The organism is Gemmatimonadaceae bacterium, assembly GCA_035606695.1.
GTDB lineage: Bacteria > Gemmatimonadota > Gemmatimonadetes > Gemmatimonadales > Gemmatimonadaceae > JAQBQB01.
Genome location: DATNEW010000028.1, coordinates 95,924 through 113,132, shown reverse-complemented (window position 1 = coordinate 113,132; position 17,209 = coordinate 95,924). Strand labels below are relative to the sequence as shown.

The following is a 17,209-nucleotide window of genomic DNA, read 5'->3' as shown; positions in this document are numbered from 1 at the left end:
CGTGTCCGGCTACTTCGCGCTCGACCCGCGGCCGTTGCTCCCCGAGGATACTCAGGGCACGCGCGTGTTGTTGATGGGTGCGCTCGGCGTCACGCCGTACATCGATCGCGCGCTCGAAGTATTGGAATTGGCCGAGCGTGGACATGACAGGGAGCATCGTGCGCTGGTGATCGCGCGTGATGGAACGGTGGCGGGTCTCGCGCTGTTCGGGGTCATCGCGGGGACGACGGCCGGCGCCCGGTTGCACACGGCGGTGTTGGCGCCCGGCGTCGGCGCGGACGATGTCGGGGGACGTTTGATGCGTGCGATGTGTGATACGCTCCGCGAGTCCGGCGCCAAATTTCTCCTGGCGGAGATGCCGGACGACCCCGCGATCGGCACCGTGCTCACGTTGTTGCGCGAGCACGGATTCCGAGAGGAGGCGCGGGTGCCGGATTTTTTTCGAGACGGAGTGGCGTTGAGCTTTCTGAGACTGTCGCTCTAGACGGGCCTCTCCATCGGGACGCGTTCGCTTTACCACGGACGAACTTCGGAGGTCCACGGACAGGCACGGAAAAGCGTTAACGGCGGTTGACGGCAGTTGCAAGTGATTTTAAGAAAACCCTCGGGACACTCCGTTGACGGAGTGTCCCGAGGGTTTTCTTAAGAGTTCCCTAAAAACAGCACTTCACCGGTTGAACGCCGTCTCCGTGCCTGTCCGTGGACGTCCGACCTTCGTCCGTGGTAATGAAGCGCCTCCCGACAGTGGGGCCAGCTACGGCTTGACCGCGCCCGCCTGCACCGTGGTCGGATTCTTTAGAAAACGGTCATACCACGCCACATATCGCTGTAACCGATCGTAGTTGAAGCTCGGCAGCGACAGTCCGTGGTGCTGGTTCGGATACACGATCATCTCCGTCGGCACGCCCAGGCTGCGCAGCGCCTGATACATCTGCTCGCCGCCGATCACCGGGACGTTGAAATCCTTGTCGCCACCCATGAACAGCGTCGGCGTCGAGATGCGGTCGGCGTGGAAGAACGGATAGGACAGTTTGATCCACAGGTCCTGCGCCTTCCACGGCGGTCCGAGCTCGTTCTCATACTGATAGATGTATTGGTCCGACCCGTACATCGAGAGTTGCAGCGCGCTGCCCGCGCCGGCAATCGCCGCCTTGAAGCGATTCGTCGTCGCGATGGTGTAGTCGGTGAGAATGCCGCCATAGCTCCAGCCGCCGATGCCCAACCGATTCGGATCGGCGATGCCCATGGCGATCACCCCGTCGACACCCGCGAGCAGGTCGATGACTTCCTTGTCGCCCCAGTCGGCGAAGATCGCCTGCTGATACTTCTCGCCCCGCCCATTCGAGCCGCGATAGTTGACGTTGAGCACCGCGTAGCCGTTCGCCGCGAAGAGCTCGCGCTCCAGACTGAACGAGTGCTGGTCCTGCCCGTTCGGTCCGCCGTGAATGCGCAACAGCAGCGGATACTTCTGGCCGGCGACGTATCCCACGGGCTTCACGAGCAAGCCATGCGGCTCGTTGCCGTCCTTCGTCTTGAAGCTCACGTCTTCGGTCGTCGCGAGCTGCACTTCGGACAGCCACGCGTCGTTCTGATGCGAGAGTTGCCGCAGCGCGCCGTTGTCGAGCGCGAACACTTCGTTCGGGCGCGACGCGGTGCCATTGATCACCGCCATGCGTCCGTCGTTCGCGAACGCGATCGACCCGATGACAAAGCGGCCGTCGACGAGCTTCTGTACCGTGCCGCCGCCGGCTGGAATCTTTCCGACATAGCGCGCACGATCGTCGGTGTAGAGGAAGACGATCGACTTGCCGTCTGCCGTGAAGTGCGGCGACGAGATCGGGCGATCGAGCGACTCGGTGAGAATGCGCGGCGTGCCGCCCGCGACCGGGACGACGGCGAGTCGCTCTTCGTTGTACGCGGTGAATCGCGGTTCACTGCCCTGCAGGTACGCGAGCAGTGTTCCGTCCGGACTCCACGCGAACGGACCGCCATCCGGTCCCTCGAACGTGGTGAGCTTGCGCGGCGACGCACCGGCGCGCGCCTCGACGACGAAGACATCCGAGTTCTTCGAGTGGTCCACGTCACCCGGCACGCGCGTGCTCTCGAACGCGATCCACTTGCCGTCGGGCGACCACGTCGGCTCGCTCTCGTCATACAGTCCGGGCGTGAGCGGCTCGGCCCGTCGCGTGGCAACGTCGAACAGATAGATGTGCGTGTGCGTCGAATCGAGATAGCCGCCGGCGTCACTCTTGAAGTGGTAGCGGTCGAGAACGTACGGCTTCGGGTGCTTGTTCGTCGTGTCGGTCTCGGGCGCGACCTCGGTCATGACGAGGGCCAGGCGCCGGCTATCCGGTGACCATTCGTAATCTTTAATACCAGTTTTCAAATCAGTCAGCCGGCGCGCCTCGCCGCCCTGACGGTCGAGCAGCCAGAGCTGCGAGCCCTTGCCGCCCTGCCGCGACGACAGAAACGACAGGTAGCGTCCGTCGGGACTGAACTTGGGATCGCTCTCGCCGTCCGGCGACGAGGTCACCTGAATCGTCTGCGCGCCGTCCCACGTCGTCATCCAGACGTCGGTGTCGTTCTTGTCCTTGGCCGAGTCGGTGGTGGTGACGCTGTAGGCGACCCACTTGCCGTCGGGCGCGATCGCCAGCCCGCCGACGTTCTTGACGCGATACATGTCGCCGACGCGCACCGGTCGCTTGGCGGTTTGGGCACCGGCGACGGTGCCGGAGAGCACCAGGGCGGCAGAGAAGTGACGGAGACGCATGACAGCTCCAGCGAGAGAGAAGCGAGAGAGAATTGAATCTTGTTCGTGGACGCGCGAGATCGCCAGCGACCACCCCGTCGTTGCTTTGCGCTCGCGCTAGTTCGCGGGCGGGCGGCGTGCATGCACAGGAAATTGCGCGGGCGGCGGCGGCGCCTTCTCCGCCTTCGTTCGCAACAACGTCAACGCTTCTTGCACACCGCGCTCGAGTTGCGGATCGCGACCCTTCGCGACATCACGCGCGTCCTGCCATACGGCGATGTCGGGCGGAAACCCTTCGCCCTCGACGATGAATTGGCTGTCGGGTCCGTACACCGCGAGCGCCGGCGCGGTGATCGACCCGCCGTCGACGAGCGGATACGGCACCGCCGCGTTCACGAGTCCTCCCCACGTGCGTTCGCCGACTTCGGGGCCGACGCCCAGGTGGTGAAACACCCACGCGAAATAATCGCCGCCCGAACCTGCCATTTCATTCACGAGCAACACCTTGGGACCGAACAGCGCCGCGGCCGGAAGACGCGTCGCCGGCGCACCAGGCACCGTCGTCGTCACACCCCCGACGGGATGACGCGTCATGATGTCGACCATGTAGTTGTCGAGCAGGCCGCCGCCGTTGAAACGTTCGTCGATCACCGCGCCCTGCTTGTCCTGCTGCGCGAAGTAGTAGCGGTCGAACGCCGCGATCGCCGGGGCACTCGTGTTCGGAACCCAGACATACGCGAGCTTGCCGCCGGACAGTGAATCGACTCTGCGGCGATTGTCTTCGATCCACGCGCGCTGGCGAAGCTGTGCTTCATTGCGCACCGGTTCGACGGTCACGTTCCATGAACCGTCGGCGGTCGGCTTGTCGTTCAGGCGCAGCACGGTCTGCTTGTCGGCGGTGCCGTCGAGCGCCTTCCATGGTTCATCCTCGGTCGTCAGCGGCTGACCATTGACATCCAGGATGTAATCGCCGACGTTGGCCTTCACGCCTGGCTGATCGAGTGGCGCGCGCAAGCCGGGATTCCAACTCTCGCTGGTGTAGATGCGCGCGATGCGCCAGCGTCCGCCATCCGCGACGAGATCGGCGCCAAGCGCGCCGATGCGCGAGCTGTCGACGGCGGGCACGTCTCCCTCGCGCACGAACGAGTGCGCGACCGAGAGCTCGCCGCCGACCATGTCGGTGATGTACGTGAGATCCGTGCGATGGCGCGCGTACGGCACGAGCGGCTCATAGCGCGCGCGCACCTTCGTCCAATCGGCGCCGTGGTGATTCGACGCATAGAAGAAATCACGCTCGATGCGCCACGCTTCATCGAAGATCTGCTTCCATTCAATCGCCGGATTCACCTCGGCGCGCAGCGACACCGTGAGCCGGCCGTCACCGGCTTTCGGCACGGTCGCCGCGTCGACGACGCTCCAGTTTGGACCCGTCGCATACAGCAGCTTGCGACCGTCATCCGACGCGGAGACGTTCGCGATGTCGCTCACGAACACTTCGGCGCGCCGGCGCGCCATGTCCCATTTATGCAGCGTCATGCCCGGCTGATTCGCGACGCGTTCCGCGACGAACAGGACTCCCGCGGGTCCCGGCACCAAACGCGCGTACGAGCGCAGCGGCATCGGCAGCGCGATGATGCGGCGATCGAAACGATCGAAGTCGATGCGGACCTGTGGCACGCGGCCGCGCGGCGGTGCTTCGGTGCGCGCGCTGTCGCTCTCGGGACGCGCGGTCGTGTCGGCCGCCGGCGCCGCACGCGGCAACGCGCGCGGCGGCGCGCCCGGGTTCGGCGCGCCAGGGTTCGTGCCGATCACGCGCGCGGCGGCCTCCTCGTCGCTCTGCGGCGTGAACGGCGTCGGTTCGTCGGAGCGCAGCAGCGCAACGTAGACACCGGACGTCGAGCTGCGAGTGAGACTGCTGAGATCCGCCCAACCGCTCGTCAAGCCGAGGTCAGTGCTCGCGAGGAAGTAGAGCCACTTGCCGTTGCGATCCCACACCGGATCGGTGGCGCTCGCAAGCGCATCCGTGAGCACGTGCGTCTTGCCGTCGGCGACGGACCATACGACAACGCGACGCAATTCGTTCGGGAACGACTTGCTGTACGCGAGCCACTTCGAGTCGGGCGACCATTCCGGGATCATCGACCCGCGATCCTGCGCCGACCCGCCGATGTCGGCGACCGTCATCTGGCCGTTCGCGACGTCGATCACGCGAATGCGAGTTTTGTCATCGACGAACGCGATGCGCGAACCGTCCGGCGACCAGGACGGAGTCCACGCGTACTTGGCGTCTCCGATCGAGAGCGAGCGCGTGGGACCCAAGCCGTCGGCGTTGCCGATCACGAGTTTGTAGCCGCTGCCGTCGTCGGAGAACCACGCCACGTTCCTGCCGTCGGGCGACCAGACCGGCGCATGATCCGCCGCTCCCGACGAATGCGTGAGATTGCGCGCATCACCCTTGGAGACCGGCACGGTAAAGATGTCGCCGCGCGCCTCGAACAGCGCGCGCTTGCCTGATGGACCGAGCGACGCCGACGTGATGCGGCGCGACACGTCTTCCCAGTGCGTTTCGGCCCAGGGGAAATCGCCGTGCACGGTGATGGCCAGCTTGCGCGGCTCGCCACCCTTGTTGGCGTCGAGCAGCCAGAGCCAGCCGTCTTCCTCGAAGACGACGGCGCCGTCGCGGCCATCCATCGTTTTGACGTCGGCATCCTTGAAATGCGTGAGCTGCGCGAGCGCCTTGGTGCGCGTGTCGTACGACCAGACGTTCGTCGCCCAATCACGGTCGGAGAGGAAGTAGATCTTGTCGCCCATCCACACGGGATCGATGTCCATCGTGCGCTCGTTCGGCAGCCGTGTCTCCGACGAGTCGGCGAGGTTCACGATCGTGAGCGGCGTGTTCTGGCCGCCGCGATAGCTGCGATACTCGACATCCCAGCGATCGACGCGGTCGACGACGAGCTGTTTTCCGTCAGGTGAGAACGCGCCGCGAAATCCCATGGCGGACGGAAGGAGCTTCGCGACCCCGCCCTGCATGGGAATCATGAAGAGCTTCGTGTACGTCGTCGGTGCCGAGATTCGGCCCGATGAGAACAGGACGTCGCGTCCGTCGGGCGTCCACCCGCGCGCGACTTCGCCCGCGGGACTCCAGGTGATGCGGTGCGGCTCGCCACCTTCGGCGGGCATCACGTACACGGCATTGACGCCGGCGCGGTTGGAGGTGAACGCGATCCACCGTCCGTCGGGCGAGAAATGCGGATTGCTCTCGATGGCGGGCGTGCTCGTCAAACGTCGTGCGTCGCCGCCCTCGCGTGGCACGATCCACAGGTCGGCGCCGTACTCGAAGGCGATCTGCGTGGCGCTGATCGTCGGCTGGCGCAGAAGCCGCGTCGGGCCCGCGAGAGTGGCAGGCGACTGCGCGACGGTAACGGCGGGCAGCAGGAGGCAAGCAGCGAAAAGGCGAGTCATCATGGTTTGGAGGTTGGTCCAACCCAAGGTACTCGTTTGCGCAGCGGCCGGCACCGGTGGTAGTCTGGGCTTCCATGAAAACTCGCATCGTCATTTTCGCGGCTACCCTCGCCGCGTGCTCGCGGCCCGTGACCGCGCCCTCCGCCACACGCGGTACCTACGACGTCATCATCGAGAACGGCCGCGTGGTCGACGGTACCGGCGCCCCATGGTTCTACGGCGACGTCGCCATTCGCGGCGACCGCATTGCGGCGGTCGAGCCGCGTGGCCTGTTGCGCGACGCGAGCGCGCACACACGCATCGACGCCCGCAACATGATCGTGTCGCCCGGCTTCATCGACATTCAGGATCAATCGGGCGCGCAGCTCCTCTCCGGCGACGGCCGGCAGCTCGGCAAACTCACCCAAGGCGTCACCACCGGCATCCTCGGCGAAGGATCGACGCCCGCGCCGCTCAATGCGGAAACGTTGTCCGCGAACGCCGACGACCTCTCGAAGCGGTTCGCCGCGCCGCACGGATTCGACGCGTGGCTCTCGGCGATGGAAGCGCACGGCATCTCGCAAAATGTCGGCTCGTTCGTCGGCGCGGGGACCATCCGGCAATACGGCATGCAGCAGCGCATGGGCGCCGCGACTGGTGCCGCGCTCGATTCGATGCGCGCGGCCGTGAAGCGCGCGATGCAGGACGGCGCCTTCGGCCTCGCGAGCGCATTGATCTATCCGCCGAATACGTTCGCGAGCACCGAGGAGCTGATCGAAGAATCGAAAGCCATGGCGCCGTACGGCGGCGTCTACATCACCCACATGCGTTCCGAAGCGGATCGCTTGCTCGAGGCGATCGACGAGGTCATTCGCATCGGCCGTGAATCCGGCGTGCCGACCGAGATCTATCACCTCAAGGCCGCCGGGACGCGCAACTGGCCCAAGGAACGCGGTCTCATCGCCAAGATCGATTCGGCGCGCGCCGCCGGCATCGACATTCAGGCGAACATGTATCCGTATACGGCCGGCGCGACGGGGCTCACGTCATGCCTGCCACCCTCGTTCTCCGCCGAGGGCAAGCTGTTCGATAATTTGGCGAACGTGAACACGCGAGCGGCCATTCACCAGGAAGTGGCGCATCCGACGAGCGACTGGGAGGACATGTGCGGTCTCGCGACACCCGCCGGCGTGTTGATCACGAGCCTGCGCGCGGCGCAAAACCAGCCGTACATCGGCAAGCGGTTGTCGGAGATCGCGCAGATGAAGAATGAGAATTATCTCGACGCCGCGATGGACTTGATCCTGAGCGAACACTCGCGTGTCGAGACGACATACTTTCTCATGAATGAGGACAATGTGAAGCTGCAGATGCAGCAGCCGTGGATGAAGTTCGGGACCGACGCCGGCGGCCCCGACCCCGACAGCGTGCGCGCCCTCGTGCATCCGCGCACGTTCGGGAACTATCCGCGCATACTCGGCAAGTACGTGCGGGACGAGCACGTCATTCCGCTCGAGGACGCCATTCGCAAGATGACGTCGGCCGTGGCGGTGCGTCTGTCGCTGCACGATCGCGGCGTGCTCGCGCCGGGGATGTTCGCCGACGTCGTGGTGTTCGATCCCGCGACGATCGGCGATCGCGCGACCTACGAACAACCCAAGCAGTTATCGGTTGGCGTGCGCCAGGTGTTCGTGAACGGCGTACAGGTCATTCGCGACGGTGTGCACACCGGCGCAAAGCCCGGCCGCGCGCTGCGCGGACCGGGCTACCAGATGCCCTGAGCGCTGGCCGGCTACTTCGACCCGATCAACAATTTCACGCGGTCCAGGAACAGTTGCTCCAAGCGGCCGGACGTGCCGCACGAAATGCGGTCGGTGCTCCCGCCCGCAACGTCCTGACCTGTGGGCACGAACGTCGTCTGGACCGTTGTCCCGCCTTTCCCGTCGGGAATCACGTTCGTGAGCAGCGACATGTAGATGCGATACGTCATGGCTTTCGGACCCGTCATGCCCGAACCGCAGTCGACGAGCGCGCTCATTGGTTGACCGGCGAAGTTGCGCGACCGGAAAAAATTCTCGTTCCCGATCTGGCGCGTGCCCGGATTCTCGACCGTCAACGGAATTTCCAGGTCGGCATAGACCTTCTTGACCGCGAGCCACACCTGCGCCGGCGGCGCGGCGATACTCGCGACCGAAGCGCGCGGGCGTTCGCCAAGAAGAGTTCCCGTCTCAGAGCTCTGATAGATGGCCGGCTGACGAGGAGTGGTGTCGTCGGGCTGGCTCGCGCCGCCGCTCGCACACGCACCCGCGCTGGCGCTCGCGGCAAGGAATAGGATCAACCGACGCATAGGGAGTCCCGTGATGGAGATTGAATGAAAGACATTACAACGCGGCAAGCACGGTGGGAAGAATGAGTTTCGTCCATTCGGCGTACATGGCGCCCGACGGATGAAGCCCGTCGCCAGCGACCAGGCCGCGGTCCGCCTGCGCTCGACGCGACACTGCCGTCACGTCGACGTAGGCCGCCCCTTTCCGCTCCGCTTCCTCGCGATTGGCGCGGTTGAAGGCGTCAATCTCCGTCGCGATCCGGCCGGCGTCGCGCCCGGCCGCGAACGGCGCGACGCCCCAGTCCGGAATCGACACCACGATCACACGCGACGCTCGACCGCCGGCAAACTCGATCGCGCGCGCCAGCAACGCACGAAATTGCGCGCGGTACTCGTCGATCGAGCGGCCACGATATTGGTTGTTCACGCCGATGAGCAACGTCACCACGTCGTACGGCCCCTTGGGCTTGGCGTCGTCGATGCCCGCCGACAGTTCGTCCGTCGTCCAGCCGGTGCGCGCGACGATCTGTGGATCGGCAACGGCAATCCCACGCGCGCGCAGCATCTTCGCCAGCTGGACCGGCCAGCGTTCCTCGGCCGACACCGATTCGCCGATGGTATATGAATCACCAAGCGCGAGGATGCGAACCTCGGCCGGCGGAACGGGCGGCGGCCCCGGATGCATTACGGACTCACGAACCCGTTGAAGACGAGATCGAAGTACGTGTGTATCTCACCGGCCGCGTAGCGACGAAGAAACGAGTCGATCGGCTCGATCATCGACGTGCTCAGATTGCCGCTCGCGGGCACGTACAACGGATGCGTCGTACCCAGCCGGCCGAAATAGCTGCGGATGATGACGCTGGTCGAATCGCGCGGCAGCGTCTTCACGTTGCGCGCGAACTCGGGAAAGCCGCCCTGCCGCGTCATCAAATACTGCTCGACGTTCGACAGGTAGAATGCCGACACCACCAGGTGATGCTCGGACGCGTACTCGCCGATCGCTCGCACGGCCTTGTCACCCGCAACGTTCCCCACGACCGGTACGATGCGATCGTGCAGCTCCATGTCGCGCACGAGCTGATACGAATTCTCGTCCGCGAGATATCCGGGCCGCCGCCCCTCGCGATCCGTCGCGAGAATGAGCTGCCCGAACGACGGATAGTCCATTCGGTTGTTGCGGCCGAGGCTCGAGTAGCGTGTCTCGAGTCCGGACGCCACGAATTCGGCGCGATAGCGGTCGATCATCTCGAGGTCGCGCGCGTCGAGCGGCACACCGAACGACGCGATGCGCGCGTTGCTCGCTTTCCGCGCCGCGATCACGGCGGCGGAATCAGTGCGCGTCTGATTGACGTACGCGAGAATCTCCGCGGCGGATCGCGACGACCATCGCTCGATATCGGACGGCACCGGCTTGCCCAGGAGCAAGCACAAATATTCGGCGCGGTTGCGCGCGACCGTGAAATACGACTTGAAGAGCAAGTGCTCGAGCAGGTTGTCGCGCCGAATGTCGAGCATGAACGCCACGCGCGGCCGGATCAGTGCGATGTACGAGAAGTTCTGATCCGGACCGACACCGACGTAGACGCCGCCGTGCGTTCCCGTCTTGCGCAGCTGGCTCGCGATCTGGAGGTACGACGCCTCGTTCGTGATGATGTTGTCCGAATCGAAGTAGCCATTCGGCTCGGACAGCCGTGCAACGAGTCCGGCGAAACTCGAGTCAATCGCGTGCTGCGCGCCGGCAACGCGCGCCGCGGCCGACGCGACGACGATGAGCCATGTCATCCTCCGCGCAACGGAGGATCTGCTTTTTTGCATCACGAAAGTGATCACGAAAGTCCTAGCAGGTCGGCGAGTTGCATGGCGTTGTGCGGCGCGTGAACCTTGGCGTCGTTGTCGAAGTACACGAACACATCACGCGCGTTCCGGCCATGCGTCCAAGCCTTCACCTTCGCGGCCCACCGCGCAAGCTCCTCGTCGGTGTAGTCGCTCGAGTACAGCGCGCTCGAGCCATGCAGCCGCACGTACACGAAATCCGCCGTCACTTCTTCGGCGTACACGAATTTTCCCGCCGTGTCGGCGATGACGAACGCGCAGTCGTGCGCGCGCAGAATGTCGTAGAACTCCTCGCAGAAATACGACGGATGCCGAACCTCGAACGCGTGCCGGTACGCGACGTCTTCTGCCGCGCGGACGAGGGCGCCGCGGCGCAGGCGATGATCGTGCTGCCGCGCGACCGCTTCGGCGGCGCGCGCGCTGCGCGGGAGCATGCGCATGAAATTGTCCATGCGCTCGGCCTCGAAGCGGTAGCTGGCCGGCAGCTGCCAGAGGAACGGCCCCGTCTTTCGCCCGAGCGCGAGAATGCCGCTCGCGAAGAAGTTGCCGAGCGCCGTGTCGCAGTTGCGGAGTTTGAGGTTGTGGGTGATGAATCGCCCACCCTTGATCGCGAACACGAAATCGTCGTCGGGCACTTCGGCGGCCCAGCGCTCGAATACGCTCGGCGACTTGAGGCTGTAGAACGTGCCGTTCAGCTCGATCGAGTTGAACACTCGGCTGGCGAACCCGAGCCACGAGCGGCGTGGAACGCCGGGCGGATAGAAGCTGCCGCGCCAACCCTGGTAGTCGTAGCCTGAAATGCCGATGAACGGGCGGTGGTTGCTACGATCGCCTCGCGTCACGGCGAAAATAAAAACGGCTCAGGGTGATGATTCGCGATGCTTGTCGTGCTCGACCGTGCCGGCGGACTGGGTCATGACCGTGCGGAGCTGCGTCAGAAACGCCGACGGCCCCGCACCGTCGGAAAGCGCGGCGAGCGCGCGAAGAACGTCCTGCTCTCGAACGGCCAGGCCCGCGCTGATTGTATTCGGATCGACCCCGACACGCTCGAACTCGCGAAGCAGATGTGCAAAGCGTTCGGCTTGTGACATGAGTGCCTCGGGTAACCGTCGAAACACCAGCTGTTCCGACGATGAGGCCGGTAAGCAAACTGTGTTCCGTTATTGCTTGACTACCGAATGACAAAAGGGCCAGCCGAATGGCTGGCCCTTTTTCTCACTCGAGTGGTACGCTACCGCGCGAAGGCCATCACCACCGCGGTGACCGCGGCTGCGACGACGACGAGAGCGGCTGCAGTGCCGACTGCCGCCATCGGCGTGACGACGAACTCGCGACGCCACCACGGCGTGATGACCGCGGGAGCCGTCTGGGGCAGCGCTTCCATGATGCGCGACTCGAGGTACGCCGGCGTGCGCATGCGACGACGGCTTTCCACCTCGACGTTGATCTGCTTCCAGAACTCGACGTCGCGCCCGGTTTCACCCTTGCGCACGCTCGCTTCCGGAAGCTCTCCATCCAACCACGCGTGCACTGCCGGCGCAAGCACTCGTGTTTCCTGTTCCTGATGGCCAAGCGGCACTTCGCGATCGGCGAGCGGGCGCTCCTTCTTGCCGGAGTTCCGCGTGACCCGATGCTGGTGGCCGTCAAACCCGCCAAGGCCGTCTTCGGAGCGAAGATCGTCTACCATTAGGCGTATTTTTCCTCTAAGAGTGCTTGGAGGGCTTCACGCGCGCGATGTACGCGCATCTTTAGCGCTCCGACTGTGGTACCGAGCAGATCGGCCATCTCTTCGTACGAGCGGCCTTCGACGTGCTTCATGACGAACGCCTCGCGCAGGGACGCCGGAAGCGTCGTCAACGCGCGGTCCAAATCCGTACGCAATTCCGTCCGGTCCAGCTCTTCATCCGGGGTCGCGTACCCAGACGGCTGATCGTCCTCGTCGTAACTGAGGTGCGACCGCCGAATGTTCTTCAACCAATCCTTGCAACCGTTCGCGACGATCCTGAACACCCACGCGTCGAACCGCCCGCGCACCTCGGCGAGATGTTGATACGCCTTGATGAAGCTGAGCTGCAGGATGTCTTCAGCGACGTCCGGACTACCCGTCATACACAAGGCATGACGGTAGAGCGGATCGCTGTAACGCGTGATGAGAATCTTGAACGCGTCGCGATTTCCGGCGAGCACTCGCTGTATGATCAGTTGATCAGAATTCTCCTGATCAACAACGTTCTGATCAGCCCGCAGGGCTGCGTCCGTCGTCTTCACGACAACAGAGTAACGCACTTTCCGCGCTTCGGACAGGGCGTTAGAGACCCCAAACCCACGTCGCTGCTCGAGAAGGCTCGCCACGTCACTAAGACGATACGACTGCGCGGGAAGTAACGCGGCGTCACGCTCGGAAAAAACGTCCTATCACGAGCCAGCTCGGCTACGGCATCATGCGGTCAAAAGTGTTCCATCCGTCGCGGCGAATCGCGTCGCCATGCTGATCGAGTCCGGGCGGAGCGAACCGAATCGAGCCACCAATGCTCGACGGCATCCCGGTCAGCGCCGATCCGTTGGTCTCCCGCAGAGACTCCAGGACCGACTGCACGATTCCATTTGGTACACCGGCGGCGTCGAGTCGTTCGCGCCAGACCGCGGCCGGCGCGGTCGCGATCCGTCGCGAGAATTCGCCGACGATGCGCTCACGCGCGGCAATCCGTCCGGCGTTCGTGGCGAGCGACGCATCGTCGGCGAGCGCGGCCAGTCCGATCGCCCGCGCACACGCCAGCCATTGCGCATCGCTGCCGACCGCGATCACGATCGGTCTGTCCGCGGCTTTAAAGAGTTGGTATGGGACGAGATTGGGATGGGCGTTGCCCCAACGCCGGCCGTCCTCTCCGCTCACCAGTGCGTTCTGCGCGGCGTTGATGAGCGCGGCGCGCGCACTATCGGCCAGCGAGATCACGATCCGCCGGCCGTGTCCTCCGCGAAAGCGCTCCACGAGCGCCGCGAGGATCGCGATCGCCGCGTCCTTGCCGGTCAAAATGTCGGCGAACGCGAGACCGGCCTTCATGGGATCACCGTCCGCCTCTCCCGTGATCGACATCCAGCCGGACTCTGCCTGGGTGACGAAGTCGTACCCCGGCCGTTCGCTGTGCAGGCCAAAGCCGGTGATGGTGCACCACACGAGCTCGGGACGCCGCGCACACCATTCGTCCACCGAGAAGCCGCGGCGCTCGAGCATGCCGCGGCGAAAATTGTCGACGACGACGTCGGCTTCGCCGAGCAGCGCTTCGATGATCGCGCGATCATGCGGCCGGTCGAAGTCGGCGGCGAGCCCAAGCTTGTTGCGATTGATGCTCAGGTAATACGCGCTCCGCCCTTCGGCGTCGAAGGGCGGTCCCCAGCCCCGAGTGTCGTCGCCCGTTTCCGGCCGCTCGACCTTGATGACATTTGCGCCAAGGTCGCCAAGGAGCATGGTGCAGAGCGGACCCGCGAGAACGCGCGTGAGATCGAGAACTTTGATCCCTCTAAGCATTTAATGTCGTCATGATGTCGTTATAATGTAGCAGTACTAGTATTAATTAGACCAGTACGCATCATCCTCGGCCAGCGCGCTCGCGTTGGCTTGCGTACATAATTGCGTATCATATACTTCCGGCGACCCGCCGCAACGAACCGCCTACCCCGCCCATCCCCCGGTTATCGATATGGTGGACAAGCCTCACAGCAGTCCCACACCACCTCCGGCAGCCGGTGCGCCCGCCGCGCACCGAGGGGCTGGACCGGGCAGACGCGGCAACGACATGCGTGACACCGTTGCCGAGTTGGCGGAGCGGGCCCAGCTGATCAGTCAGGAGGCGGGGACGAAGGTTGCCGCCGCGATGAAAGACGTGATCAGCGCGGGCGCCGGGATCGCCGGATTCGCCATCGAGAGCGCGCGCGATCTCGTCAACTACATGGTGCGTCGCGGGCAAATGACGCCGGAAGAAGCCGACAGCCTCATCCGGGATGCCGAGGCGGCGCATCAGCGTCGTCCGGTGAGTGAACGAGAGCGCCCGACGGCCTCGAAGGTCGCCGCGGAAAAGGCGGCGACGGCGAAAGCGGAGTCCGCGGCGAGAGCCGCGGCCGCCGCTGCTGCGGCACCGCCGTTTCGCGGGCCGCGGCCGATCGTTCCGCCGGCGGGAGCCGCACCGGCGTCGAACGGCGCGAACTCGAAGCCCGTGGTTCCCACGAAGAGTGCGGCGCCGCTCAAGTCTGCACCGAAGCCCGCCGCGAAAGCTCCAGCGAACACGGCAGCCCAGCCGGCGGCCAAGCCGGCAACCAAGCCGGCAGCGAAGGCTCCTGCGAAAGGTCCTTCGAAGGCACCGGCAAAAGCCCCGCCGAAGGTAGCGGCCAAAGCGCCGGCGAAAGCGTCGAAAACGAGCAAGCCGGCGCCGGCATCGAAGACGGCAAAGAAAGGAAAGCGATAGCCGCGCGTTTTACGCCGCGCGTTTTACGCCGCGCGTTTTATGGCGCGCGTTTTATGGCGCGCCGCTCCGTTCCCGCGCGAGCCACTCGAGCAACTCGCGCATTGCATCCGTATCAGGCACGCTGAATTCCGCGAGCGTTCGATCGAGACTCGTCTCGACGCCGACGTGGACGGTGACCGCGCGCGGCTGACGCGCGCGCAAGCTGCGAAACATGTCCTCGTCGGTCCGATCGTCGCCCGCGCACAGAACCGATGCCTCGTCGTGCAGCGCGCCCAGGGCGTCGGCGAGCGCCACGGCGGCGGTCCCTTTGTCGACGTCGACCGGCGGCCGAACCTCGAGGACTTCCTTTCCGCGCGTGACGCGGAGCCCCAGGTCCTCGGCGATGCGCTCGATCTGCTTCGTGAGATCGGGGACGATGCGCGGATGAGCGAGGCGATAATGCACGCTCAGCGTCCAGCCCTTGTTCTCGACGATCACCCCTCGCCCCTCGATGGCGTCGGCGATCGCGCACGCGCGATCGGAGGCGAGTGCGATACGATCGGCGAACTGCGCCACGTCGTCGCGCGCGGTCGCCGCTTGATTGGGCGCCGCGGTCTCGATGCCGTGATTGCCGATGACCCACGCGTCGTCGACGCAGACCATGCGGCGCGCGTCGTTCGCGCTTCGTCCGGAGACGATCGCGACATGCACGTTCGGCAATGACGTCAACGTCGCGATCGCATGCTGGGTCTCGGCCGGAACGGTGGCGTATTCCGGACGCGGCGCGATCGGCGAGAGCGTTCCATCCACGTCGAGCAACAGCAACAACGGCCGGCCGCCAAGTCGCTCGGCCATGGCCGGCGGAACGGGAAGCGCCTCGATGGTCGTCATGCCGTCAGACGGCGGCGACGCGCCGGGTGCGTCCCGCCTGCTGCGACATGATCTCCGTCGAGCGCGCGAGAATGGAGTCGAGCCAGTCGAAGATGGTCGAGTTGTGAAGTTGGCGGCGCATGCGATGCATCCGTCGCCGGCGCTCTTCCGGCGACATCTCGAGCGCGGTGCGAATGGCGCCGACGAATCCGTCGATGTTGAACGGATTGATGAGCAGCGCGCCGTCGATCTCTTCCGCCGATCCGGTGAAGCGGCTGAGGAGGAGTACGCCGCGTTCGTCGAGCTGGCACGCGACGAATTCCTTGGCCACGAGATTCATTCCGTCCTGCAGCGACGACACGATGCAGAGATCGGCCGAGCGATAGACGCCGGCGAGCAGATCGGAATCGACGTTCTCGTTGATCAACACGATCGGCGTCCAGTCGTCGGTGCCGAATTTGGCGTTGATGTCGATGACGGATTGAGTGACTTCGCGCTCGAGATTGTTGTACGCGGGCAGGTCGGTGCGCGAGGGCGTGCAGACGAAGATGAAGGTGAAGCGCGAGCGGAGCTCGGGAAATTCGGTCCACAGGGTCTCGAGCGCGCGGATGCGTTCGGGAATGCCTTTCGTGTAGTCGATCCGATCCACACAGACGCCCAGCTGCCGGTCGCCTTTGGCGTAGCGGCCGCGAAGCGTCTCGACGCGCGCGACACTTTCCGGCGTCGACGCCATGGTCTCGAAGCGGTCGACGTCGATGCTGATCGGGAAGGCGCCGACGGTGACGAGGCGGTCGCGGAACGACACCGTTTGACGCACGTGATCGACGCGCGCCTCGGGAATGAATCGATCGACGCAGTCGAGAAAATTCACGGCATAGCGGTCGATCTGAAATTCCATCAAGTCGTTGCCGAGCAGTCCTCGTAGCACTGCTTCGTGCGTGCCGGCGGGCAGCATGCGGAGGATGTCGGGCGGTGGAAATGGAATGTGCCAGAACTGGTGAATGAAGAGCGACGGCCGCATGGCGCGCAGAAACTCCGCGGCGAGCGCGAAATGGTAGTCCTGAATCCAGGCCATGGCGCGGCCGGTGCAGCGCTCCGCTTCGTCGGCCACGGCGTGGGCGAAGCGAAGATTGACGGTACGGTACCGCTCCCAGTATTCCGTGCGATACTCGAAGTGCTGGATGAGCATGTGGCACAGCGGCCACAGCGCGCGATTGGCGAAGCCGTGGTAGTAGCCGTTGACGTCGGCGTCGTCGAGCCAGACGCGGCGCAGCGTGTAGCAGGCTTCGTCGGGTGGGGGCGGTACGGCGACGCGTCCCGTTTCGTCGGCGACGTCGTGATCGGCGGTGCCGGATCCCCAGGCGACCCACGTTCCATGCGTGTGGCGCATGGTGGGGTCGAGCGCGGTGACCAATCCGCCGGCGGGTTGTTTGACTTCGATCCCCTGTACGCCGCGCATGTGCTCGTACGGCTCGCGGTTGGACACGAGGATGAACTTGCAATCGTTCAGATAGTGCGTGATGTCCACCATGGGGCATGCATCAG

Annotated in this window: 15 protein-coding genes; 3 read left to right on the top strand and 12 right to left on the bottom strand. The window is 64.8% G+C overall.

From position 1 onward, the window contains the following. The first annotated feature begins 1 nt into the window (after window position 1). The gene (locus VN706_15080) at window positions 2–484 is read left to right on the top strand and encodes a hypothetical protein (protein ID HXT16962.1); all 483 of its coding nucleotides are present in this window, start codon (window positions 2–4) and stop codon (window positions 482–484) included. Window positions 485–754: 270 nt separating this feature from the next. Here the strand turns inward: VN706_15080 and VN706_15075 are convergent, their stop codons facing one another. Both VN706_15075 and VN706_15070 read right to left on the bottom strand, forming a co-directional pair. After that, a complete protein-coding gene (locus VN706_15075) occupies window positions 755–2,770 on the bottom strand; it encodes a S9 family peptidase (GenBank protein ID HXT16961.1) in 2,016 nt (671 codons plus the stop codon). Between the two features lie 96 nt (window positions 2,771–2,866). Further along, window positions 2,867–6,217: a PDZ domain-containing protein gene (locus tag VN706_15070; GenBank protein HXT16960.1), complete on the bottom strand. Its 3,351-nt coding sequence runs from the start codon at window positions 6,215–6,217 to the stop codon at window positions 2,867–2,869. Between the two features lie 71 nt (window positions 6,218–6,288). Here VN706_15070 and VN706_15065 point away from each other — a divergent pair, with 71 nt between their 5' ends. After that, window positions 6,289–7,974: a D-aminoacylase gene (locus VN706_15065; GenBank protein HXT16959.1), complete on the top strand. Its 1,686-nt coding sequence runs from the start codon at window positions 6,289–6,291 to the stop codon at window positions 7,972–7,974. Window positions 7,975–7,985: 11 nt separating this feature from the next. Here the strand turns inward: VN706_15065 and VN706_15060 are convergent, their stop codons facing one another. The 8 genes from VN706_15060 to VN706_15025 form a co-directional block, all read right to left on the bottom strand. Beyond that, on the bottom strand, window positions 7,986–8,540 hold the full coding sequence (locus VN706_15060) for a hypothetical protein (protein HXT16958.1): 555 nt from the start codon (window positions 8,538–8,540) through the stop codon (window positions 7,986–7,988). Window positions 8,541–8,574: 34 nt separating this feature from the next. Next, entirely contained in the window at window positions 8,575–9,204 is a 630-nt protein-coding gene (locus VN706_15055) for an SGNH/GDSL hydrolase family protein (protein ID HXT16957.1), read from the bottom strand. Beyond that, the gene (locus VN706_15050; protein HXT16956.1) at window positions 9,204–10,304 is read right to left on the bottom strand and encodes a hypothetical protein; all 1,101 of its coding nucleotides are present in this window, start codon (window positions 10,302–10,304) and stop codon (window positions 9,204–9,206) included. The genes VN706_15055 and VN706_15050 overlap by 1 nt, the downstream gene beginning before the upstream one ends. A gap of 44 nt (window positions 10,305–10,348) precedes the next feature. Next, window positions 10,349–11,197, bottom strand: coding sequence for a DUF72 domain-containing protein (locus VN706_15045; protein HXT16955.1), 849 nt, complete (start codon window positions 11,195–11,197; stop codon window positions 10,349–10,351). A gap of 18 nt (window positions 11,198–11,215) precedes the next feature. Next, a complete protein-coding gene (locus VN706_15040; GenBank protein HXT16954.1) occupies window positions 11,216–11,446 on the bottom strand; it encodes a hypothetical protein in 231 nt (76 codons plus the stop codon). Between the two features lie 140 nt (window positions 11,447–11,586). Beyond that, window positions 11,587–12,042 (bottom strand): hypothetical protein, encoded by a 456-nt coding sequence (locus VN706_15035; GenBank protein ID HXT16953.1) that lies wholly within the window; start codon window positions 12,040–12,042, stop codon window positions 11,587–11,589. Then, window positions 12,042–12,707, bottom strand: a complete 666-nt coding sequence (locus VN706_15030) for an RNA polymerase sigma factor (GenBank protein ID HXT16952.1) — start codon at window positions 12,705–12,707, stop codon at window positions 12,042–12,044. The genes VN706_15035 and VN706_15030 overlap by 1 nt, the downstream gene beginning before the upstream one ends. Before the next feature lie 79 nt (window positions 12,708–12,786). Next, window positions 12,787–13,881, bottom strand: coding sequence for a CoA transferase (locus VN706_15025; GenBank protein ID HXT16951.1), 1,095 nt, complete (start codon window positions 13,879–13,881; stop codon window positions 12,787–12,789). A gap of 268 nt (window positions 13,882–14,149) precedes the next feature. Here VN706_15025 and VN706_15020 point away from each other — a divergent pair, with 268 nt between their 5' ends. After that, window positions 14,150–14,815, top strand: coding sequence for a hypothetical protein (locus VN706_15020; GenBank protein HXT16950.1), 666 nt, complete (start codon window positions 14,150–14,152; stop codon window positions 14,813–14,815). A 51-nt stretch (window positions 14,816–14,866) separates the two neighbouring features. On the opposite strand, the gene otsB is transcribed toward VN706_15020, so the two are convergent. Next, a complete protein-coding gene (gene otsB, locus VN706_15015; GenBank protein ID HXT16949.1) occupies window positions 14,867–15,685 on the bottom strand; it encodes a trehalose-phosphatase in 819 nt (272 codons plus the stop codon). A gap of 4 nt (window positions 15,686–15,689) precedes the next feature. Beyond that, on the bottom strand, window positions 15,690–17,195 hold the full coding sequence (locus tag VN706_15010; GenBank protein ID HXT16948.1) for a trehalose-6-phosphate synthase: 1,506 nt from the start codon (window positions 17,193–17,195) through the stop codon (window positions 15,690–15,692). Between the last annotated feature and the right edge of the window lie 14 nt (window positions 17,196–17,209).

Coding starts and splice junctions, on each gene's coding strand:
- VN706_15075 (HXT16961.1), bottom strand. CDS start 2,770: ATGCGTCTCCGTCACTTCTCTGCCGCCCTGGTGCTCTCCGGCACCGTC.
- VN706_15070 (HXT16960.1), bottom strand. CDS start 6,217: ATGATGACTCGCCTTTTCGCTGCTTGCCTCCTGCTGCCCGCCGTTACC.
- VN706_15065 (HXT16959.1), top strand. CDS start 6,289: ATGAAAACTCGCATCGTCATTTTCGCGGCTACCCTCGCCGCGTGCTCG.
- VN706_15060 (HXT16958.1), bottom strand. CDS start 8,540: ATGCGTCGGTTGATCCTATTCCTTGCCGCGAGCGCCAGCGCGGGTGCG.
- VN706_15055 (HXT16957.1), bottom strand. CDS start 9,204: ATGCATCCGGGGCCGCCGCCCGTTCCGCCGGCCGAGGTTCGCATCCTC.
- VN706_15050 (HXT16956.1), bottom strand. CDS start 10,304: ATGACATGGCTCATCGTCGTCGCGTCGGCCGCGGCGCGCGTTGCCGGC.
- VN706_15040 (HXT16954.1), bottom strand. CDS start 11,446: ATGTCACAAGCCGAACGCTTTGCACATCTGCTTCGCGAGTTCGAGCGT.
- VN706_15035 (HXT16953.1), bottom strand. CDS start 12,042: ATGGTAGACGATCTTCGCTCCGAAGACGGCCTTGGCGGGTTTGACGGC.
- VN706_15025 (HXT16951.1), bottom strand. CDS start 13,881: ATGCTTAGAGGGATCAAAGTTCTCGATCTCACGCGCGTTCTCGCGGGT.
- VN706_15020 (HXT16950.1), top strand. CDS start 14,150: ATGCGTGACACCGTTGCCGAGTTGGCGGAGCGGGCCCAGCTGATCAGT.
- otsB (HXT16949.1), bottom strand. CDS start 15,685: ATGACGACCATCGAGGCGCTTCCCGTTCCGCCGGCCATGGCCGAGCGA.
- VN706_15010 (HXT16948.1), bottom strand. CDS start 17,195: ATGGTGGACATCACGCACTATCTGAACGATTGCAAGTTCATCCTCGTG.